General features: G+C 70.9%; 18 protein-coding genes. 11 read left to right on the top strand and 7 right to left on the bottom strand.

All coding sequences use genetic code 11. The features are described 5' to 3' along the window. Window positions 1-19: 19 nt before the first annotated feature. Complete coding sequence (locus IEY91_RS26125) at window positions 20-1,252, bottom strand: DUF349 domain-containing protein (protein ID WP_164326400.1); 1,233 nt, start codon at window positions 1,250-1,252, stop codon at window positions 20-22. A gap of 133 nt (window positions 1,253-1,385) precedes the next feature. Further along, a complete protein-coding gene (locus IEY91_RS26120) occupies window positions 1,386-2,213 on the bottom strand; it encodes a peptidylprolyl isomerase (protein ID WP_189175909.1) in 828 nt (275 codons plus the stop codon). Between the two features lie 203 nt (window positions 2,214-2,416). Here IEY91_RS26120 and IEY91_RS26115 point away from each other — a divergent pair, with 203 nt between their 5' ends. Both IEY91_RS26115 and hisS read left to right on the top strand, forming a co-directional pair. Then, window positions 2,417-3,130 carry an MBL fold metallo-hydrolase gene (locus IEY91_RS26115; protein ID WP_189175908.1) on the top strand — a complete coding sequence of 238 codons (714 nt, stop codon included), beginning with the start codon at window positions 2,417-2,419 and terminating at the stop codon, window positions 3,128-3,130. A gap of 14 nt (window positions 3,131-3,144) precedes the next feature. Further along, window positions 3,145-4,407 carry a histidine--tRNA ligase gene (hisS, locus tag IEY91_RS26110; protein ID WP_189175907.1) on the top strand — a complete coding sequence of 421 codons (1,263 nt, stop codon included), beginning with the start codon at window positions 3,145-3,147 and terminating at the stop codon, window positions 4,405-4,407. Between the two features lie 114 nt (window positions 4,408-4,521). Here the strand turns inward: hisS and IEY91_RS26105 are convergent, their stop codons facing one another. The 4 genes from IEY91_RS26105 to IEY91_RS26090 are packed head-to-tail and all read right to left on the bottom strand — an operon-like array spanning window position 4,522 to window position 8,088. Next, window positions 4,522-5,145 carry a response regulator gene (locus tag IEY91_RS26105; RefSeq protein ID WP_164326404.1) on the bottom strand — a complete coding sequence of 208 codons (624 nt, stop codon included), beginning with the start codon at window positions 5,143-5,145 and terminating at the stop codon, window positions 4,522-4,524. Next, entirely contained in the window at window positions 5,142-6,326 is a 1,185-nt protein-coding gene (locus IEY91_RS26100; protein WP_189176016.1) for a sensor histidine kinase, read from the bottom strand. Before IEY91_RS26100 ends, IEY91_RS26105 begins: the two co-directional genes overlap by 4 nt. Window positions 6,327-6,355: 29 nt before the next feature. Next, on the bottom strand, window positions 6,356-7,204 hold the full coding sequence (locus IEY91_RS26095) for an ABC transporter permease (RefSeq protein ID WP_189175906.1): 849 nt from the start codon (window positions 7,202-7,204) through the stop codon (window positions 6,356-6,358). Then, the gene (locus IEY91_RS26090) at window positions 7,201-8,088 is read right to left on the bottom strand and encodes an ABC transporter ATP-binding protein (RefSeq protein WP_189175905.1); all 888 of its coding nucleotides are present in this window, start codon (window positions 8,086-8,088) and stop codon (window positions 7,201-7,203) included. Before IEY91_RS26090 ends, IEY91_RS26095 begins: the two co-directional genes overlap by 4 nt. A gap of 149 nt (window positions 8,089-8,237) precedes the next feature. On the opposite strand from IEY91_RS26090, the gene IEY91_RS26085 reads away from it, so the two are divergent. The 3 genes from IEY91_RS26085 (at window position 8,238) to rpsD (ending at window position 11,272) form a co-directional block, all read left to right on the top strand. Beyond that, window positions 8,238-8,879 (top strand): vitamin K epoxide reductase family protein, encoded by a 642-nt coding sequence (locus IEY91_RS26085; protein ID WP_164326407.1) that lies wholly within the window; start codon window positions 8,238-8,240, stop codon window positions 8,877-8,879. A gap of 96 nt (window positions 8,880-8,975) precedes the next feature. Beyond that, entirely contained in the window at window positions 8,976-10,328 is a 1,353-nt protein-coding gene (locus IEY91_RS26080) for a replication-associated recombination protein A (RefSeq protein WP_164326408.1), read from the top strand. A 329-nt stretch (window positions 10,329-10,657) separates the two neighbouring features. After that, window positions 10,658-11,272 (top strand): 30S ribosomal protein S4, encoded by a 615-nt coding sequence (gene rpsD, locus IEY91_RS26075; protein WP_030360491.1) that lies wholly within the window; start codon window positions 10,658-10,660, stop codon window positions 11,270-11,272. Window positions 11,273-11,322: 50 nt separating this feature from the next. Here rpsD and IEY91_RS26070 read toward each other — a convergent pair whose 3' ends face one another. After that, the gene (locus IEY91_RS26070; RefSeq protein ID WP_229697233.1) at window positions 11,323-13,536 is read right to left on the bottom strand and encodes an ATP-binding protein; all 2,214 of its coding nucleotides are present in this window, start codon (window positions 13,534-13,536) and stop codon (window positions 11,323-11,325) included. Window positions 13,537-13,753: 217 nt separating this feature from the next. Here IEY91_RS26070 and IEY91_RS26065 point away from each other — a divergent pair, with 217 nt between their 5' ends. From IEY91_RS26065 to IEY91_RS26040, 6 genes are all read left to right on the top strand, one after another. Then, on the top strand, window positions 13,754-14,182 hold the full coding sequence (locus tag IEY91_RS26065; RefSeq protein WP_164326409.1) for a DUF948 domain-containing protein: 429 nt from the start codon (window positions 13,754-13,756) through the stop codon (window positions 14,180-14,182). Window positions 14,183-14,189: 7 nt separating this feature from the next. Then, window positions 14,190-14,543, top strand: coding sequence for a DUF6167 family protein (locus tag IEY91_RS26060; protein ID WP_164326410.1), 354 nt, complete (start codon window positions 14,190-14,192; stop codon window positions 14,541-14,543). Then, complete coding sequence (alaS, locus tag IEY91_RS26055) at window positions 14,543-17,212, top strand: alanine--tRNA ligase (protein ID WP_189175904.1); 2,670 nt, start codon at window positions 14,543-14,545, stop codon at window positions 17,210-17,212. Before IEY91_RS26060 ends, alaS begins: the two co-directional genes overlap by 1 nt. A gap of 23 nt (window positions 17,213-17,235) precedes the next feature. Then, window positions 17,236-17,700, top strand: coding sequence for a Holliday junction resolvase RuvX (ruvX, locus tag IEY91_RS26050; protein WP_164328688.1), 465 nt, complete (start codon window positions 17,236-17,238; stop codon window positions 17,698-17,700). 125 nt (window positions 17,701-17,825) lie between these two features. Continuing rightward, the gene (mltG, locus tag IEY91_RS26045) at window positions 17,826-19,643 is read left to right on the top strand and encodes an endolytic transglycosylase MltG (RefSeq protein ID WP_189175903.1); all 1,818 of its coding nucleotides are present in this window, start codon (window positions 17,826-17,828) and stop codon (window positions 19,641-19,643) included. Beyond that, window positions 19,640-20,470 carry a shikimate dehydrogenase gene (locus IEY91_RS26040; protein WP_189175902.1) on the top strand — a complete coding sequence of 277 codons (831 nt, stop codon included), beginning with the start codon at window positions 19,640-19,642 and terminating at the stop codon, window positions 20,468-20,470. The genes mltG and IEY91_RS26040 overlap by 4 nt, the downstream gene beginning before the upstream one ends. The last annotated feature ends 86 nt before the right edge of the window (window positions 20,471-20,556 follow it).

The following is a 20,556-nucleotide window of genomic DNA, read 5'->3' as shown; positions in this document are numbered from 1 at the left end:
TAGCCGCAAAGAGGGCCCCTCAGCCGCCGAACTCGTGCAGGCCCTTGAGGGCCTGGTCCAGGAGCGCCTGGCGGCCGTCGAGCTCCTTCTGGAGCTTGTCGGCCTTGGCGTTGTTGCCCGCCGTGCGCGCCGTCTCGATCTGGCCCTGGAGCTTGTCGACGGCGGCCTGGAGCTGGCCGGTCAGGCCCGCGGCGCGCGCACGCGCCTCCGGGTTCGTCCGGCGCCACTCGGCCTCCTCGGACTCCTGCAGCGCCCGCTCCACCGCGTGCATCCGGCCCTCGACCTTCGGCCGGGCGTCGCGCGGGACGTGGCCGATGGCCTCCCAGCGCTCGTTGAGGGACCGGAAGGCCGCGCGGGCGGTCTTCAGGTCCGACACCGGGACGAGCTTCTCGGCCTCCTCGGCCAGCTCCTCCTTGAGCTTCAGGTTCTCCGACTGCTCCGCGTCACGCTCGGCGAACACGGAGCTGCGGGCGGCGAAGAAGACGTCCTGGGCGCCGCGGAAGCGGTTCCACAGGTCGTCCTCGTGCTCGCGCTGGGCGCGGCCCGCCGCCTTCCAGTCGGCCATCAGCTCGCGGTAGCGCGCGGCCGTGGGACCCCAGTCCGTCGAGGCGGACAGGGACTCGGCCTCCGCGACCAGCTTCTCCTTGGCCTTGCGGGCGTCCTCGCGCTGCGCGTCGAGCGAGGCGAAGTGGGCCTTGCGGCGCTTGGAGAACGCCGAGCGGGCGTGCGAGAAGCGGTGCCACAGCTCGTCGTCGGACTTGCGGTCGAGGCGGGGCAGCCCCTTCCACGTGTCCACCAGGGCCCGCAGGCGCTCGCCGGCCGCGCGCCACTGCTCGCTCTGCGCCAGCTCCTCGGCCTCCGCGACCAGCGCCTCCTTGGAGTGCCGCGCCTCGTCCGACTGCTTGGCCTTCTGGGCCTTGCGCTCCTCACGGCGGGCATCGACGGTCTCGACCAGCTTGTCGAGCCGCTTGCCGAGGGCGTCCAGGTCACCGACGGCATGCGCCTCGTCGACCTGCTGGCGCAGGTGGTCGATGGCGGTCGTCGCGTCCTTGGCCGACAGGTCGGTCGTCTTCACCCGGCGCTCGAGAAGTCCGATCTCGACGACCAGACCGTCGTACTTGCGCTCGAAATAGGCCAGGGCCTCCTCGGGAGAACCTGCCTGCCACGAACCGACCACTCGCTCACTGCCGTCGGCCGTACGCACGTACACGGTCCCCGTCTCGTCGACGCGGCCCCACGGGTCGCTGCTCACAGCGCCTCCTCCACATGATGCCTGCACAAGGCCACGGGCCCCCGGCATCGTCCACAGTTTCGTCACCGCCAACATAGGCGACCGGCGGGGCGGCTGTCCGCATCCAGCGCGAGCGAAATTCGCCTGGCCGAGGTCAGGATTTAGCGACGGTGGCCTTGTCGATGACAACCGTCGCGTTCGGCGTCCCGTCGCCCTGACCGCTGCTCTCACCGGCCGCGGCGATCTTCTTCAGGACCTTCATGCCCGAGTCCGAGATGGTGCCGAACGGTGTGTAGTCGGGCGGCAACTGGGAGTCCTGGTACACGAGGAAGAACTGGCTGCCGCCGGTGTCGCGGCCCTTCTTCGTATCCGGCTTGTACCGGTTCGCCATGGCGACCGTGCCCGCCGGATACACATTGCCGCGCAGCCGCTTGTCCTTGAGATTCTCGTCCGGAAGGGAGTACCCGGGGTCGCCCTCGCCGGTGCCCTTCGGGTCGCCGCACTGCAGGACGTTGACGTTGCCCGCGGTGAGCCGGTGGCACTTGGTGTGGTCCAAGTAGCCCTTGTTCACCAGGAAATTGAACGAGTTGACGGTGTGCGGGGCCTTCGCCGCGTCCAGGTCGACGCCGATGTCGCCGCACGTGGTGGCCAGCTTCATCTCGTACGAAGCCGACTTGTCGATCGTCAGCGCCGGCTCCTTCTTGAAGCCGAGCGGCTTGATCTTGCCGGGCGCGGCCTTGCGGCAGGGGTCCTCGGGCTTGCTGGGCGTCGGCTTCGGGGCCGCGTCGTCGTTCGTCGAGCCGCCGTCGTCGAAGGCGCCCGCCGCGTACGACACCGCTCCGCCGGCCACCACCAGGGCGACCGCGCCCGCGATCACCGCGTTGCGCATCCGCCGTCGGCGCCGCGCGGCCTCCCGTCGCTGCTGCTGCCGCAAGAACTTCTCCCGCGCGAGCTGCTTGCGCCGCTGTTCCTGGCTGACCACCGGGTGCTCTCCTTGTGCGTCTTCGGCGGCACGAGCGTCGGATGAGTCTCGTACGTCGCCTGGGTCCTCGTCGCGCGGCGTGACCGGCCGCGTGTGCCCCGTACCGTATATGGGTTGGCTGTGGAATCGGCAGCGCCGGTAGGCTTCTGATCCGCCGCAATCTCCGCTGCCACCTCCACCGGACGACGAAACGAAGGACGATCGTGCTCATTGCCGGGTTTCCCGCCGGGGCCTGGGGGACCAACTGCTATCTGGTCGCCCCCGCCGCGGGCGAGGAGTGCGTGATCATCGACCCGGGGCACCAGGCCACCCAGGGAGTCGAGGAGACGCTCAGGAAGCACCGGCTCAAGCCCGTCGCCGTCGTCCTCACGCACGGCCACATCGACCACGTCGCCTCGGTCGTCCCGGTCTGCGGGGCGCACGACGTGCCCGCGTGGATCCACCCCGAGGACCGGTACATGATGAGCGACCCGGAGAAGGCCATCGGCCGCGCCTTCGGCGCCCAGCTCATGGGCGAGCTGACCGTGGGCGAACCGGACGACCTCAAGGAGCTCACGGACGGCGCGAAGCTGCGGCTGGCCGGCATGGAGCTGACCGTGGCGCACGCGCCCGGTCATACCAAGGGGTCGGTGACCTTCGGGCTGCCCGAGGCGGAGGACATCCCTCCGATCCTGTTCTCGGGCGACCTGCTCTTCGCCGGCTCCATCGGACGCACCGACTTCCCCGGTGGCTCCATGGACGACATGCGCGATTCGCTGGCCCGCGTGGTCCTGCCTCTCGACGACTCGACCGTGGTGCTGCCCGGGCACAACCAGCAGACGACCATCGGCCAGGAGCGCGCCACCAACCCGTATCTGCGGCAGGTGGCCGCCGGCCTGGGCGCGGACGGCACCTCCGCCCCTCGACGAGGAATGTGACGAGAGAACCCCCAGTGAGCACCTTCAAGGCCCCCAAGGGCACCTACGACCTGCTGCCGCCGGACTCCGCGACCTACCTCGCGGTGCGCGAGGCCATCGCGGCGCCGCTGCGCAACTCCGGGTACGGCTACGTGGAGACGCCCGGCTTCGAGAACGTCGAGCTGTTCTCGCGCGGCGTGGGCGAGTCCACGGACATCGTCACCAAGGAGATGTACGCCTTCACCACGCGCGGCGGCGACCAGCTCGCCCTGCGCCCCGAAGGCACCGCCTCCGTGCTGCGCGCCGCCCTGGAGGCGAACCTGCACAAGGCGGGCAACCTCCCGGTCAAGCTCTGGTACTCGGGCTCGTACTACCGCTACGAGCGCCCCCAGAAGGGCCGCTACCGCCACTTCTCGCAGGTCGGAGCCGAGGCGATCGGCGCCGAGGACCCGGCCCTCGACGCCGAGCTGATCATCCTGGCCGACCAGGCGTACCGCTCGCTGGGCCTGCGCGAGTTCCGGATCCTCCTCAACTCGCTCGGCGACAAGGAGTGCCGCCCCGTCTACCGCGCCGCCCTCCAGGACTTCCTGCGCGGGCTCGACCTGGACGAGGAGACGCGTCGACGTATCGACATCAACCCCCTGCGCGTCCTGGACGACAAGCGTGACGACGTGCAGAAGCAGCTCGTGGGCGCGCCCATGCTGCGCGACTACCTCTGCGACGCCTGCAAGGCCTACCACGAGCAGGTCCGCGAGCTGATCACCGCCGAGGGCGTCGCCTACGAAGACGACCCGAAGCTGGTCCGCGGCCTCGACTACTACACCCGCACCACCTTCGAGTTCGTCCACGACGGCCTGGGCGCGCAGTCCGCCGTCGGCGGCGGCGGGCGCTACGACGGCCTCTCCGAGATGATCGGCGGCCCCGCGCTGCCGTCCGTCGGCTGGGCCCTCGGCGTGGATCGCACCGTCCTCGCGCTGGAGGCGGAGGGCGTCACCCTCGACCTCCCCTCGGCGACCAGCGTGTTCGCGGTGCCCCTCGGCGACGAGGCGCGGCGCGTCCTCTTCGCCAAGGTGACCGAACTGCGCAAGGCAGGCATCGCCGCCGACTTCTCGTACGGCGGCAAGGGCCTCAAGGGCGCCATGAAGAACGCCAACCGCAGCGGCGCCCGCTTCACCGTCGTCGCCGGCGAGCGCGACCTCGCCGAGGGCGTCGTCCAGCTCAAGGACATGGAGTCCGGGGAGCAGGAGGCGGTCGCGGTGGAGGCGATCGTGGGGGAACTGAAGGCAAGGCTGGGCTGAGGCGCTTGTCGTGTGCCGGAGGGGCTGGAGATCCAGCCCCTCCGGCGTTCGAGGAGCGGGGTCCGGGGCGGAGCCCCAGGTACGGGACGGGTAGGGGCGGAGGGGGCGAAAACCTCAGTCCAGCAACCCGAACCGCATCGCGCTGGTGACCGCTGCCGTGCGGTCATCGACCCCCAACTTCCCGAAGACTCGGAGCAGATGCGTCTTCACGGTCGACTCGGCGACGTGCAGGCGGCGGCCTGTCTCCGCGTTCGTACAGCCCTCCGCGACGAGCCGAAGCACCGCCGTCTCGCGCTCCGACAGGCGCGGCCGCTCCGGCTTGGCACGGAGCTGGTCCACGAGGCGGGCGGCCACGGACGGGGCGAGTACGGTCTCGCCCCGCGCCGCGGCCCGTACCGCGTCGGCGAGCTCGCCGCGGGCCAGGTCCTTCAGCAGATAGCCCGCCGCCCCCGCCTCGACGGCGCGCAGGATGTCGCGGTCCGTTTCGTACGTCGTGAGGACGATGACCCGGCACGGCAGGGCGGCGGTCGCCATCCGCTCGATGGAGTCCACTCCGCCACCGCCCGGCATGCGCAGGTCCATCAGGACGATGTCGGGGCTCAGCTCGGCCGCCAGCGCCTCGGCGCGCGGTCCGCTCGACGCCTCCGCGACGACCTCCAGGTCGGGCTCGGCGCTCAGCATGGCCCGGAGTCCTTCGCGTACGACGGGGTGGTCGTCGGCCAGCACGATGCGGATCACAGGGGAGTCCTCTCGGGAACCGGGGGGCTCTGCTCGGGGACGGGGAGCTCGACCGTGACGGTGGTGCCTTCGCCGGGAGCGCTGACGACGTCGGCCGTGCCGCTGACCTCGGCGGCGCGTGCGCGCAGTCCACGCAGACCGAAGCCCTCCGGACGCACTTTCCTGTCGAAGCCGAGCCCCGTGTCCCGGACCGTCAGCGTGAGCGAGCCCTCCGTGTAGGTGAGCGCGACGGACACCGCGGCGGCGGGCCCCGCGTGCTTGGCCGCGTTGGCCAGCGACTCCTGGCAGGCGCGCAGGGCCACGACTTCGAGGGCGGGGGGCAGCGCCGCGGCCGTGCCGGTGACCGTGACGGCGGCCCCGTGCCGGGCGGCCAGGCGCCGCACCGCGTCCGGCAGTGAGCCGCCGTCGAGGTCGGCCGGTGCGCGCCCGGCCACCAGAGCCCGTGCCTCCGCGAGGTTCTGCCGGGCCGTGGCCTGCATCAGGTCCAGGTGGCGGCGGGCGGTGCCCACGTCACGGTCCAGCTCCGCCTCGACGGCCTGGACGAGCATCAGCAGGCTGGTGAAGCCTTGCGCGAGGGTGTCGTGGATCTCGCGGGACATGCGCTCGCGTTCGGCGAGGGCGCCGCGTTCCGCGGAGAGCCGGGCGACCTCCTCACGGCTGGCTTGCAGCTCCGCGATGAGATCGGCGCGCTCCTGGCTCTGCGCGATGATGCGGATGATCCATGTGCCGATCGCGGTGCTGAAGGCCAGGGACACGGCGGCGCCCACGGAGTTGAGGAAGACGTCCTGCGCGTCCGGCCGCCACAGCAGCGCCCAGCCCGCCACTGGCACCACCGTGATGGCGGTGACCGCCACGACGGCGCGGGGCAGCCGCAGGGCGATGAAGCACTGGGGCACCAGCGCGAAGGTCAGCAGCCGCGTCTCGGTCACGAGGATGCCGGCTCCCGCGAACAGGGCCGTGGCGACAGCGAGATAGCGCACGGTCCCGCGCTGGTCGGCGCCGTCGGTGAGCAGCACCGCGCGCCCATCGGCGACGTACCAGGCGAGCAGCAGCACGATCAGCGCGACGCAGGCCGAGCGCACGGCCCGGTCGGGTGCCTCGGCGGAGAGCGCAAGGACCAGCGCCCCGGCCCACACCACGGCGAAGTAGCAGTCCCAGAACAGGAAGCCGCGGTCCCACATGGACTTGGCCCGGGTCCGGGGCGCTTCGCTCACCCGTCGGACTTGTTCTTCCAGCGGAAGGTCAACAGACACAGCGCCAATCCTCCGACGCACCAGGCGGCGAGCACCAGGGCGATGCGTCCGTACTCCCAACTCCCCGCCTGCTCCAGGACTTGGGCGGACTCGGGCAGGAACACTCCGCGGAAGCCCTGGCACATCCACTTGAGCGGGAACAGCGCGCCGAGCGTCAGCATCCAGTCGGGAACCGTGTCGATGGCTATGTAGACACCGGAGATGAACTGCAGCACCAGGAAGGGCAGGACGACCACGGACGAGGCGCTGCGGCCGGACCGCGGGACGCTGCTGACCGCGACGCCGAGCAGCGCGCAGCCCGTCAGACCGAGCACGAATATCCAGGCGAAGGTGAGCCACTTCCCCGGGGAGGTGGGCAGGTCCAGGTCGAACATCGTCGCGCCCGCGGCGAGCAGGAGCGCGGTCTCGAGGAAGCCGGTGACCAGGACGAGCCAGACTTTCCCCAAGAAGTACGCCGCCGGGGGCATCGGCGTGCCCCGCAGACGCCGCAGCACATGCTCGTCACGCTCCAACGCGATGCCGATGCCGAGGGACTGGAAGCTGACGGACATGATGCCCGCGCCGATCATCGCGGCGACATAGAGCTGTGCGGCGGTGATGCCCGCGCCCTCCACGTCGTCCTGGAAGATCGACGCGAACAGGAAGAGCAGCACCACAGGGAACGCGAACGTGAACACACCCTGTTCGCGCTGGCGGAAGAACTGCCTGAGCTCCAGCGCGCCCCGATGCAGCCCGAGCTGCCAGGCCCCGGGAAGCCGTTCGGCGGTGGTGGTCCGGGGCACGTCGCGCGGGGTCGTCGTGGTCATCGCTCGCCTTCCTGTGCGGCCGGTCCGCCGTCCTGCCCGGTCAGGCGGAGATACACGTCCTCCAGGCTCGGGCGGACGATCCGCAGGCCGGGGACCTCGCCGTCGAAGCGGCTCATCAGTTCGGCGACGGTCCTGGTCGGGGTCTTGGTGCGGAATTCGCGCGTGCGGCCGTCGGGCTCGGTCCACCCGACGGTGGCTTCCTCGCCGTAGCGTCGGCGCAGGGCGGCGGGCTCGCCCTCGGCGACCACGCGGCCCCGGGCGATCACCACGAGGCGGTCGGCGAGCGCCTCGGCCTCCTGGAGATAGTGCGTGGTGAGGACGACGGTGGTGCCCTCGTCCGCAAGGCCGCGGATCACGTCCCAGAAGCGGTGGCGGGCGGCCGGGTCGAAGCCCGTCGTCGGCTCGTCGAGCAGGAGCAGGCCCGGGTCGCCGACGATGCCGAGTGCCACGTCGAGACGGCGGCGCTGGCCTCCGGAGAGCGCCTTGAGGCGGCTGTCGGCCTTCTCCTGGAGGCCCACCATCGCGATGACGTCCTCCGGAGAGCGCGGGCGGGCGTAGTAGCGGGCGAAGTGGCGTACCGTCTCGCGCACCGTGAGCTCGGCCGGGGCGGACTCGTCCTGCCACACGATGCCGACGCGGGCACGCCACGCGCGGCCGGCCGTCGCCGGGTCGGCGCCCAGGACGGAGACCTCGCCCTCGTCCCGGGACCGATGGCCCTGCAGGATCTCGACGGTCGTGGACTTGCCCGCGCCGTTGGGCCCGAGGACGCCGAAGACCTCGCCGTGCCGGACCGCCAGATCGATGCCGTCGACAGCCGGAACGGGCCCGTACCTCTTGCGCAGCCCCCGGACGTCGACGGCGAGTTGATTCACCTGTGTCGTCATGAATTCCAGCCTGCCGCCGGAGCGAACGCCGCGGGACCACCATCCGTACCTGGTGATGTCCACCGAACGGTGGACACACAGGCACGTACGGCACAATGACCCTGCCTGCAGGCCACCACGAGCGACGGAACGGCGTGATGAGCAAACCGATGTCAGTGAAGCAGCCAGTGAAGGACGGCGCCGCGGCAGGCGCGGATCACGAGGACGTGCCGGGGGCGGCCGGTGGCAGCCGAGCCCTTGCGCTGCTTCTCGTGATCACCGGTGCGGCCGGACTGCTCGCCTCCTGGATCATCACGCTCGACAAGTTCGAGCTGCTGAAGGACCCGAACTTCCAGCCGGGCTGCAGCATCAACCCGGTCGTGGCCTGCGGCAGCATCATGAAGAGCGACCAGGCGGAGGCGTTCGGGTTCCCGAACCCGATGCTGGGCCTCGCCGCGTACGCCGTCGTGATCGGTGTCGGGATGAGCCTGCTGGGGCGGGCGCGGTTCCCGCGCTGGTACTGGCTCACGTTCAACGCGGGCACGCTCTTCGGCGTCGGATTCTGCACCTGGCTGATGTTCCAGTCGCTGTACCGCATCAACGCGCTGTGCCTGTGGTGCTGCCTGGCCTGGGTCGCCACGATCCTGATGTTCTGGTACGTCACGGCGTTCAACGTGCGCCAGGGCTTCCTGCCCGCGCCCGGCTGGCTGAAGACCTTCTTCGAGGACTTCACCTGGGCCCTGCCGGTCATGCACATCGGTGTCATCGCGATGCTGATTCTTACGCGGTGGGGCTCCGACCTCTGGGTGTGAGGCCGCCGGATCCGAGGCCGCCGGGTCCGAGGCCGCCAGGGTCGGCTGTCAGTGGGCCAGGACCGGTTGTCAGTGGGGTGACATAGGGTTTTCGACGTGGAGCCCGACCTGTTCACCGCCGCAGCAGAAGACCGCCAGGAGAAGGACCCGTCCGCGAGTCCGCTGGCGGTCCGGATGCGCCCGCGCACCCTCGACGAAGTCGTCGGACAGCAGCATCTGCTGCGCCCCGGATCGCCGCTGCGCCGCCTCGTCGAGGGCAGCGGCGGCCCCGCCGGGCCGTCGTCGGTGTTCCTGTGGGGCCCGCCCGGCATCGGCAAGACGACCCTGGCGTACGTCGTCTCCAAGGCGACCAACAAGCGCTTCGTGGAGCTCTCCGCGATCACCGCGGGCGTCAAGGAGGTCCGCGCGGTCATCGACGGCGCCCGCCGCGCCATGGGCGGCCACGGCAAGGAGACCGTCCTCTTCCTCGACGAGATCCACCGCTTCAGCAAGGCCCAGCAGGACTCGCTGCTCCCGGCGGTGGAGAACCGATGGGTGACGCTCATCGCCGCGACGACGGAGAACCCGTACTTCTCGGTGATCTCCCCGCTCCTGTCCCGCTCCCTGCTGCTCACCCTCGAACCGCTCACGGACGACGACCTGCGCGGACTGCTCCAGCGGGCCCTCACCGACGAGCGCGGCCTCGGCGGCGCCGTCACCCTGCCCGAGGACGCCGAGGAGCATCTCCTGCGGATCGCGGGCGGCGACGCCCGCCGCGCGCTCACCGCCCTCGAAGCGGGCGCGGGCTCGGCCCTCTCCAAGGGCGAGAAGGAGCTCACGCTCCAGACCTTGGAGGAGTCGGTCGACCGCGCGGCCGTGAAGTACGACCGCGCGGGGGACCAGCACTACGACGTCGCGAGCGCCCTGATCAAGTCCATCCGCGGCTCGGACGTGGACGCGGCCCTGCACTATCTGGCCCGCATGATCGAGGCCGGCGAGGACCCCCGGTTCATCGCCCGCCGCCTGATGATCTCCGCCAGCGAGGACATCGGCCTCGCCGACCCGACGGCCCTGCCCACCGCCGTCGCCGCCGCCCAGGCCGTCGCCATGATCGGCTTCCCGGAAGCGGCCCTGACCCTCAGCCACGCCACGATCGCCCTGGCCCTGGCCCCCAAGTCGAACGCCGCGACGACCGCCATAGGCGCCGCCCTGGAAGACGTCCGCAAGGGCCACGCGGGCCCTGTCCCGCCCCACCTGCGCGACGGCCACTACAAGGGCGCGGCCAAGCTGGGCCACGCCCAGGGCTACGTCTATCCGCACGACCTGCCCGAGGGCATCGCCGCACAGGAGTACGCCCCGGAGGCCCTGCGGGACCGCGAGTACTACACCCCCACCAGGCACGGCGCCGAGGCCCGGTACGCCGACGCCGTCGAGTGGACCAGAAAGCACCTCGGTCGCAAGCGGTCCTGACCGCCCTGTAGAATCCCTCGGAGTGCTGCGTCCCGTGTCCGGTCTCGTACCGGCACCACCAGAACGGGACATCCAGCCGGAGCCCCCGCCCCCGGGCAGGGAGTTCCAGGAGCGTCGCGCACCGTCGAAGGTGTCGCGGGCAGCCCACCACCCTCCCGGATCCCGGGACACGGCCGGTGGGCCACTCGCGTGCTGCACATAGTGCCCAGACCAGGGAACGGCTGCCAGGTGAGTCCGACCGGACCCGCCGGGTTTCCCAGGCTGCGGATGCGACCTCCCCTAACCCTGGTGAAGCCGAATCCGTACAGAAAAGCAGAGGTGTTTGGTTCATGCCGAACCAGTCCCGCCCCAAGGTCAAGAAGTCGCGTGCTCTTGGCATCGCGCTGACCCCGAAGGCCGTCAAGTACTTCGAGGCCCGCCCCTACCCGCCGGGCGAGCACGGCCGCGGCCGCAAGCAGAACTCGGACTACAAGGTCCGTCTGCTCGAGAAGCAGCGGCTGCGCGCGCAGTACGACGTGTCCGAGCGTCAGCTCGTCCGCGCCTACGAGCGTGCCGCCAAGACCCAGGGCAAGACCGGTGAGGCCCTGGTCATCGAGCTGGAGCGTCGTCTCGACGCCCTGGTTCTGCGTTCGGGCATCGCCCGCACGATCTACCAGGCCCGCCAGATGGTCGTCCACGGCCACATCGAGGTCAACGGCCAGAAGGTCGACAAGCCGTCCTTCCGTGTCAAGCCGGACGACGTCGTCATGGTCCGCGAGCGCAGCCGTCAGAAGCCGCTGTTCGAGGTCGCCCGCGAGGGTGGCTTCGCCGCCGACGGTGAGACCCCGCGCTACCTCCAGGTGAACCTGAAGGCCCTGGCCTTCCGCCTGGACCGCGAGCCGAACCGCAAGGAGATCCCCGTGATCTGCGACGAGCAGCTCGTCGTCGAGTACTACGCCCGCTGATCCGGACGTAAACCCTCGCCTGCGGCGCAGGTATCGCAGGAATTTCCTGCTCAGCCCGCCGTCTCCCCGCCCCTTGTGGTCGGGGAGGCGGCGGGTTCGCGCGTTTCCGGGGCCTGCGGCGGCAGGGCCGCCTCGCCCCGGCCCGGACGGCGCGACTCAGCCGCCACCCGCTGCCGGCGCAGCGCCCGCGACACCGCCACATCGGGGGCGAGCTCGGTCCCGGCCCGTACGTACCACTCGTACCCCTCGTCGCCGAGGCGCTGCCGGGCCCGCGCCTCGCACAGCGCGTGCGGGCCGCCGAAGTGCTCCGAGCCGAACAGCGGCAGACCCACCGACGGCCAGATCCGCGCCGCCACCCCCTGCAGCACCGCCGCCTCCGCGGCGTCCCCCTCCGACACCGTGAACAGCGCGAGGAGTTCGACCGCGAGCACCGTGCCGAGCAGGTCGTGGAAGGCGTGGTCCAGGTCGAGGCACCGGGTGACCAGGTCCCGCGCGTGACCCTGTTCGCCGCGTGTCCAGGCCGCGTAGCCGAGGACGTACAGCGCGTACGCGAGCGCCCAGCGCTCCCCGTGGTCCTCGCAGACCCGGCGGACGTCCTCGCACAGCTCCACCGCGTCCCCGAGCGCGCCCTGGAAAGCCAGCGCCATCGCCAGCTCGACCTGGCCCATCAGGACATTGCTGTTCAGCTCGCCGAGCTGCCGGTACTGCTCAAGTGCCGTGCGCAGCAGCCGCTCCGCGCGCGGCATGTCGTCCGTGACGAGGGCGAGACAGCCCAGGCGGTGCACCGCGTACGCCGTGGCGACGGCGCTGCCCGTGCGCTCCGCCGTGTCCTGGCACTCCTGGAGCGCGCACAGCGCGGGCACCGTGTCGCCCTGCAGGATCGCCACATAGCCGAGCACCCACAGCGCCTTGAGCCGCGAGTCCTCGTGCGCGCCGTCCAGCTCCACGGCCCGGTCCAGCCAGTGCCTGCCCTCCGCGAGCCGCCCGCAGCCCACCCAGCAGAACCACAGCGTGCCCGCCAGATACTGGCCCAGGTGCGTCTCTTCGGGATCGGTCAGACAGAACTCGAGGGCCGCCCGCAGATTCGGCAGCTCGCACTCGACGAGGGTCGCGACCTCCGCCTGCCGGGGCGAGAACCAGTCCAGCTCGCACCAGGTGGCCAGCCCCATGTACCAGTCGCGGTGCCGGCGCCGCATCCGCGCCGCGTCCCCGGCCGCCTCCAGCCACTCCGCGCCGTACGCCCGGACCGTGTCGAGCATGCGGTAGCGCACGCCCGTGGGGCTCTCCTCGCGGGACACCACGGACTGCGCGAGCAACTCGTCGAGCACGTCGAGGACGTCGTCGGCGTGCAGGCCGTCGCCGCTGCACACGTACTCGACCGCCTCCAGGTCGAACGGCCCGGAGAAGACGGAAAGCCGCGCCCACAGCAGCCGCTCCCGCGCCGTGCACAGCTCATGGCTCCAGCCGATCGCCGTACGCAGCGTCTGGTGCCGCGGCGGCACATCGCGCGGCGCACCGGCGAGCAGCCGGAAGCGGTCGTCCAGGCGGGCAAGGAGCTGGCCGGGGGACAGGGCCCGCAGCCGCCCCGCCGCCAGTTCCAGGGCCAGCGGGATGCCGTCGAGGCGGCGGCACAGCTCGAGCACGTCGGCGCGGTCGCGGCCCGCCGGGGCGAAGCCAGGCAGGCAGGACGCCGCCCGGTCGGTGAACAGCTCGGCCGCGTCCTGCTCCGGCATCGGCGCCAGCGGCATCACGCGCTCACCCGTCGTGTCCAGCGGCCTGCGCCCGGCGGCGAGCACGCGCAGGCCCGGGCAGCGCAGCAGCAGATCCCGCACCAGCGAGGCCGTCGCGTCCACCAGGTGCTCGAACCCGTCGACGATCAGCAGCAGTTCGCGTCCGGCCAGCCGGTCGAGGAGCACCTGCCGGGGCGAACGACGGGTGTGATCCGTGAGGTCGAGGGCGCTCGCCACGGCGTGCTCCACCAGCTCGGGATCGCGCACCTGCGCGAGCTCCACCAGCCAGGCGCCGTCGCGCGGTCCGATCTCCGCGGCCACCCGCGCGGCGAGGCGCGACTTGCCCACCCCGCCGACGCCCGTCACGGTGACGAGCCGCGCGGACACCAACGCCGTGCGCAGCGCCGCCAGTTCGGCGGTGCGGCCGACGAAGGCGGTCAGCTCGGCCGGGAGGTTCCCCGGCACGGGCGGACAGCCGCGGGAGCGGGCGGAGGAATCGTTCCGACGGTCGTCGGGGCGCTGAGAGCGTCGCATGAGGTACGGAGCGTACTCAGGCGTAAGCATTCCGTACAATCACTTCGTCCCGGCTCGCGCGTAACCCCACGGCCAAGCGCCGCATGCGGTAATGCGGGTCGGTAATGCGGTACGGAGCCGGGGCCCCGGCGCGATAGGGTCGGAGGACGACTTTTCGACGTTCGGCGACCCTGGATTCCAGGGCCGTGTCTCATATGTCTCAGGGGAGCGGTGCTCAGTGTCCGGTGGAGAGGTGGCCGGGATCCTGGTGGCCGTCTTCTGGGCGATTCTGGTCTCCTTCCTGGCCGTGGCGCTGGCGAGGCTGGCGCAGACGCTCAGGGCGACCACCAAGCTCGTCGCGGACGTGACCGAACAGGCCGTCCCGCTGCTCGCCGACGCCTCCACGGCGGTGCGCTCCGCGCAGACCCAGATCGACCGCGTGGACGCCATCGCGACGGACGTCCAGGAGGTCACGTCGAACGCGTCGGCGCTGTCCACCACCGTGGCCTCCACCTTCGGCGGCCCGCTGGTCAAGGTCGCGGCGTTCGGCTACGGAGTGCGCAGGGCGCTCGGTCGTAAGGAAGTGCCCGCCAAGCCGTCGCGTCGTACGGTGATCGTGGGCCGCACCCTCCCCTCCGCACGGCGGGGCAAGCGGAAGAAGGACTGACGCAGCGATGTTCCGACGTACGTTCTGGTTCACCGCGGGCGCGGCCGCCGGTGTATGGGCCACCACGAAGGTCAACCGCAAGCTGAAGCAGCTCACCCCGGAGAGCCTCGCGGCACGCGCCGCGGACAAGGCGCTCGAGGCCGGGCACCGGCTCAAGGACTTCGCGCTCGACGTCCGCGACGGCATGGCCGAACGCGAGGCCGAGCTGGACGACGCCCTCGGCCTGAACGCCCCGACCGAGCCCGAGCTGCCGGCCCAGCGCCGCCTCGCGATCGTCGAGAACCACAGCAAGAAGCACCCCAAGTCCCTCGAAAACACGAGGAACACGACGTACTCGTACAACCGGAATGAGGACCACTGATGGAGTCGGCTGAAATCCGCCGCCGCTGGCTGCGCTTCTTCGAGGAGCGTGGGCACAAGGTCGTGCCGTCGGCGTCGCTGATCGCAGACGACCCGACGCTGCTCCTCGTCCCCGCGGGCATGGTGCCGTTCAAGCCCTACTTCCTCGGCGAGACCAAGCCGCCCGCCCCCCGTGTCACCAGCGTGCAGAAGTGCGTGCGCACGCCGGACATCGAGGAGGTCGGCAAGACCACCCGGCACGGCACCTTCTTCCAGATGTGCGGCAACTTCTCCTTCGGGGACTACTTCAAGGAAGGCGCCATCAAGCTCGCCTGGGAGCTGCTCACCAGCTCCGTGGCGGACGGCGGCTACGCCCTGGACCCCGAGCGCCTGTGGATCACGGTCTACAAGGAGGACGACGAGGCCGAGCGCATCTGGCGCGACGTCATCGGCGTCCCCGCCGAGCGCATCCAGCGCCTCGGCATGGGCCCGAACTTCTGGTCCATGGGCGTGCCCGGCCCCTGCGGGCCCTGCTCGGAGATCAACTACGACCGCGGTCCCGAGTTCGGCGAGGAGGGCGGCCCGGCCGTCAACGACGAGCGCTACGTGGAGATCTGGAACCTGGTCTTCATGCAGTACGAGCGCGGCGCGGGCACGGGCAAGGAGGACTTCCCGATCCTCGGCGACCTGCCGTCGAAGAACATCGACACGGGTCTCGGCCTGGAGCGCCTGGCCATGATCCTGCAGGGCGTACAGAACATGTACGAGACCGACACCCTGCAGGTCGTCATGGACAAGGCCACCGAGCTGACCGGCGTGCGCTACGGCGCCGAGCACGGCACGGACGTCTCGCTGCGCGTGGTCGCCGACCACATGCGCACCTCCGTGATGCTCATCGGCGACGGCGTCACGCCCGGCAACGAGGGCCGTGGCTACGTCCTGCGCCGCATCATGCGCCGCGCCATCCGCAACATGCGCCTCCTCGGCGCCACCGGACCGGTCGTGGCCGAGCTGGTCGACACGGTCATCAAGACCATGGGCGAGCAGTACCCGGAGCTGCTCGCCGAGCGCAAGCGCATCGAGACCGTCGCCCTCGCCGAAGAGGCCGCCTTCCTGAAGGCCCTCAAGGGCGGCACGAACATCCTCGACACCGCCGTCACCGAGACCAAGGCCGCCGGTGCCACCGTGCTGCCCGGCGACAAGGCGTTCCTGCTCCACGACACCTGGGGCTTCCCGATCGACCTCACCCTGGAGATGGCCGCCGAACAGGGCCTGTCCGTGGACGAGGACGGCTTCCGCCGCCTGATGAAGGAGCAGCGGGAGCGCGCCAAGGCCGACGCCCAGGCCAAGAAGACCGGCCACGCCGACCTCGGCGCCTACCGCGCGATCGCCGACGCCGCCGGCGCCACCGACTTCACGGGCTACTCGCTCACCGAGAACGAGGCCGTGATCGTCGGCCTGCTCGTCGACGGTGTGACCTCGCCCGCCGCCACCGAGGGCGACGAGGTCGAGATCGTCCTGGACCGCACCCCGTTCTACGCCGAGGGCGGCGGCCAGATCGGCGACACCGGCCGCATCCGCCTGGACAGCGGCGCCGTCGTCGAGATCCGCGACGTACAGAAGCCGGTGCCCGGCGTGCACGTGCACAAGGGTGTCGTGCAGGTCGGCGAGATCACCGTCGGCGCCCAGGTGTGGGCCTCGATCGACAACCACCGCCGCCGCGCCATCGCCCGCGCCCACTCCGCCACGCACCTCACGCACCAGGCGCTGCGCGACGCCCTCGGCCCGACGGCCGCCCAGGCCGGTTCCGAGAACCAGCCCGGCCGCTTCCGCTTCGACTTCGGCTCGCCGTCCGCCGTGCCCACGACCGTGATGACGGACGTCGAACAGCGGATCAACGACGTGCTCTCGCGCGAACTGGACGTCCAGGCCGAGGTCATGTCGATCGACGACGCCAAGAAGCAGGGCGCCATCGCCGAGTTCGGCGAGAAGTACGGCGAGCGCGTGCGCGTCGTGACCATCGGCGACTTCTCCAAGGAGCTGTGCGGCGGCACGCATGTGCACAACACCGCCCAGCTCGGCCTGGTGAAGCTGCTCGGCGAGTCCTCCATCGGCTCGGGCGTGCGGCGCATCGAGGCCCTGGTCGGCGTGGACGCGTACAACTTCCTGGCCAAGGAGCACACGGTCGTCGCCCAGCTCCAGGAGCTGGTCAAGGGCCGTCCGGAGGAGCTGCCCGAGAAGATCTCCGGCATGCTCGCCAAGCTCAAGGACGCCGAGAAGGAGATCGAGAAGTTCCGCGCGGAGAAGGTGCTTCAGGCCGCCGCCGGTCTCGCCCAGGGCGCCAAGGACGTACGCGGCGTCGCGCTCGTCACCGGCCAGGTCCCGGACGGCACCTCCGCCGACGACCTGCGCAAGCTCGTCCTCGACGTGCGCGGCCGCATCCAGGGCGACCGCCCGGTCGTGGTCGCACTGTTCACCACGGCCAATGGCCGCCCGCTGACGGTCATCGCCACCAACGAGGCCGCCCGTGAGCGTGGTCTCAAGGCCGGCGACCTGGTGCGCGCCGCCGCCAAGACCCTCGGTGGCGGTGGCGGCGGCAAGCCGGACGTCGCCCAGGGCGGCGGCCAGAACCCGGCCGCCATCGGCGACGCCATCGCCGCCGTCGAGCGCCTCGTCACCGAGACGGCCTGAGGCCCGCCCCGATGAGCGAAGGCATCCGCCGCGGGCGCAGGCTCGCGATCGACGTCGGGGACGCCCGGATCGGGGTCGCCTCGTGCGACCCCGACGGGATCCTCGCCACACCGGTGGAGACCGTGCCGGGACGTGACGTCCCGGCCGCCCAGCGGCGCCTGCGGCAACTCGTCGAGGAGTACGAGCCGATCGAGGTCGTCGTCGGGCTCCCTCGCTCCCTCAAGGGGGGCGAGGGGCCGGCGGCCGTGAAGGTCCGCGGCTTCGCCCAGGAGCTCGCCGCCGGGATCGCGCCCGTTCCGGTGAGACTCCTGGACGAGAGGATGACCACAGTGACGGCCAGTCAGAGCCTGCGCGCCTCCGGCGTGAAGTCCAAAAAGGGCAGGTCTGTCATCGATCAGGCGGCGGCCGTGGTGATCCTTCAGCAGGCGCTGGAGTCCGAACGGGCGTCAGGCAAGGCCCCGGGCGAGGGCGTCGAAGTGGTCATCTGATCGCGATACGGTAACGTTCCGCGCGATGCGGCGGCGTTCGAACAGCCGACGCACGGCATCAAGAGGCGGAACGGTTGCCCTGACATCCAGCCGGCGGCCCCCGCCTCGCGGCTCGTAGGGGATCGATGACTGAGTATGGCCGGGGCCCAGGCTCCGAACCGTGGCATCCCGAGGACCCGTTGTACGGGGACGGCGGATGGGGAGGACAGCAGGCCGACGGCCCGTCCCCCTACGGCGGCCAGGGGCAGTACCACCCTCAGCAGCCCCACCACGGTCAGCAGCCGCACCAGCCGGACCCTCAGCAGGCGCACTACCAGCAACAGCAGCACCATCCCCAGCAGTCACACCCTCAGCAGTCACACCCGCAGCAAGGGCAGCATCCGCATCAGCAGGCTCCGTACGGTGACTGGAACACGGGCCAGCAGCAGGGCTACGACCAGCAGCAGGCGTACGACCAGCAGGGCTATGACCAGCAGGGCTACGCGCAGGCGCAGGCCCAGTACGGCGGAGGCGGCCAGCCGCACGACGGCAGTTGGGACACCGGGCAGCACGGCCACGTCCCGTACGGGGGTGACCCGGTCGACCCCTACGGCGGGCAGCCCGCGGGCTATGCCGAGGAGCGCCCCGACTACTACGGCACGCCGGACGCCTACCCGCCGCCCGAGCCGCCGGGCCGACGGCGCCCCACGCCCGAACCGGAGTCGGGGAGCGACTGGGATCCCGGCCCCGACCAGGGCGAGCACGCCTTCTTCGCGGGCGGGGGCGACGACGAGGACGACGACTACGACGAACCGGACGGCGGCGGCCGCGGAGAGCGGCGCGGACGCGGCGGCAAGAAACCGAAGAAGCGGCGCAGCGGCTGTGCCTGCCTGGTCGTGGCGCTGGTCTTCGCGGGCGGCCTCGGCGGCGTCGGCTACTTCGGCTACCAGTTCTACCAGGATCGTTTCGGCACGGCCCCGGACTATTCGGGCGACGGCATCGGCACCACGGCCACCGTCACCATCGACAAGGGCGCCGGCGGCTATGACATCGGCAACAAGCTCAAGGAAGCCGGCATCGTCAAGAGTGTCGACGCCTTCGTTTCCGCACAGGGAAAGAACCCGGAGGGTCAGAAGATCCAGGCGGGTGTCTACACCCTCAAAAAACAGATGTCCGCGGCGTCCGCCGTCGAATTGATGCTCAGCCCGAAGAGCCGCAACAACCTCATCATTCCGGAAGGCAAGCGGAATGTATGGGTGTACAACCAGATCGACGAGCGGCTGCAGCTCAAAAAGGGCACCACAAAGGACATCGCCCACAAGGAATGGAAGAAGCTCGGCCTGCCCAAGTGGGCGGTGGCCAACATGTCCAGCGAGGCCATGGACCCGCTGGAAGGCTTCCTCTACCCCTCCAGTTATCCCGTCGCCAAGGGGCAGAAGCCCGCGGACGTCCTGCGGAAGATGGTGGCCGAGGCCGCCGCCAAGTACGACTCGATGGGCGTCGAGGCACAGGCCGGGCAGCTCGGCCTGGACAACCCGCTCCAGGTCGTCACGGTCGCGAGCCTCGTCCAGGCCGAAGGCAAGTACAAGCACGACTTCGAGAAGGTCGCGACGGTCGTCTACAACCGCCTGAAGCCCGGCAACACCGAGACGTACGGCCTGCTGGACTTCGACTCGACGGTGAACTACCTGAAGGGCCAGTCCAAGCTCGCCATCGGCTCCGTCGACGAGCTGCGCAACCTCAAGGACCCGTACAACACGTACAAGATCAAGGGTCTGCCGCCCGGACCGATCGGCAACCCGGGCGAGGTCGCGATCAAGTCCGCGCTGAATCCGGCGAAGGGCAACTGGTACTACTTCGTCTCCGTCAGCGAGGACGAGACGCTCTTCGCGGAAACGAATGAAGAGCAGAACCGGAACCGCAAGAAGTACGAGAAGAACCTCCAGGAGCAGAACGGTCAATGAGCGCACAAGTGCGCCGAGCCGCGGTGCTCGGCTCTCCCATCGCCCATTCGCTCTCCCCGGTGCTGCATCGCGCTGCGTATCGGGAACTGGGCCTGGGTGACTGGTCGTACGACCGTTTCGAGATCGACGAGGCGGGGCTGCCCGAATTCCTCGGGCAGCTCGGTCCGGAGTGGGCGGGGCTCTCCCTGACCATGCCGCTCAAGCGGGCGGTGATTCCGCTGCTCGACGAGATCAGTGAGACCGCCGCGTCGGTCGAGGCCGTCAACACCGTGGTGTGCGCGGACGACGGCCGGCGCGTCGGCGACAACACCGACATTCCCGGCATGGTCGCGGCGCTGCGTGAGCGCGGCATCGAACAGGTCGAGAGCGCCGCGATCCTCGGCGCCGGGGCCACGGCGTCCTCCGCCCTCGCCGCGCTCGCCCGCGTCTGCACCGGCGAGATCGTCGCGTACGTACGCAGCGAGGCCCGCGCCGCCGAGATGCGGCAGTGGGGCGAACGCCTCGGCGTCGAGGTGCGCACCGCCGACTGGGCGGACGCCGAGCGGGCGCTGCACGCGCCGCTGGTCGTCGCCACGACCCCGGCCGGCACCACGGACGCGCTGTCCCGCGCGGTGCCGGAGCGGCCCGCCACGCTCTTCGACGTGCTGTACGACCCGTGGCCCACCGCGCTCGCCGCGCGCTGGTCCGCGTACGGCGGCGCCGTCGTCAGCGGGCTCGACCTGCTCGTGCACCAGGCGGTGCTCCAGGTCGAGCAGATGACGGGGCGCTCGCCCGCGCCGCTTGACGCGATGCGCAAGGCGGGGGAGCGGGCGCTGGCGGAGCGCTGAGGCTCGGCACACGGGGCGGCCGACCGTCGCCCCTGCCTGCCGCGCTGTCCGCCCGATCGTCCGGCAAGTGGACCGGGAGCCGGGCC

It is taken from the genome of Streptomyces lasiicapitis, from assembly GCF_014646335.1.
Lineage (GTDB): Bacteria > Actinomycetota > Actinomycetes > Streptomycetales > Streptomycetaceae > Streptomyces > Streptomyces lasiicapitis.
The sequence above is the reverse complement of the archived record's forward strand: the minus strand, read 5'-3'. Positions and strand labels throughout refer to the sequence as shown.

Excerpts from the sequence above, each read along its gene's own strand:
- IEY91_RS26090 (WP_189175905.1), bottom strand. The coding sequence starts at position 8,088 with ATGACGACACAGGTGAATCAACTCGCCGTCGACGTCCGGGGGCTGCGC.
- IEY91_RS26085 (WP_164326407.1), top strand. The coding sequence starts at position 8,238 with ATGTCAGTGAAGCAGCCAGTGAAGGACGGCGCCGCGGCAGGCGCGGAT.
- IEY91_RS26060 (WP_164326410.1), top strand. The coding sequence starts at position 14,190 with ATGTTCCGACGTACGTTCTGGTTCACCGCGGGCGCGGCCGCCGGTGTA.
- IEY91_RS26070 (WP_229697233.1), bottom strand. The coding sequence starts at position 13,536 with ATGCGACGCTCTCAGCGCCCCGACGACCGTCGGAACGATTCCTCCGCC.
- IEY91_RS26100 (WP_189176016.1), bottom strand. The coding sequence starts at position 6,326 with ATGTGGGACCGCGGCTTCCTGTTCTGGGACTGCTACTTCGCCGTGGTG.
- mltG (WP_189175903.1), top strand. The coding sequence starts at position 17,826 with ATGACTGAGTATGGCCGGGGCCCAGGCTCCGAACCGTGGCATCCCGAG.
- IEY91_RS26040 (WP_189175902.1), top strand. The coding sequence starts at position 19,640 with ATGAGCGCACAAGTGCGCCGAGCCGCGGTGCTCGGCTCTCCCATCGCC.
- alaS (WP_189175904.1), top strand. The coding sequence starts at position 14,543 with ATGGAGTCGGCTGAAATCCGCCGCCGCTGGCTGCGCTTCTTCGAGGAG.
- rpsD (WP_030360491.1), top strand. The coding sequence starts at position 10,658 with ATGCCGAACCAGTCCCGCCCCAAGGTCAAGAAGTCGCGTGCTCTTGGC.
- IEY91_RS26095 (WP_189175906.1), bottom strand. The coding sequence starts at position 7,204 with ATGACCACGACGACCCCGCGCGACGTGCCCCGGACCACCACCGCCGAA.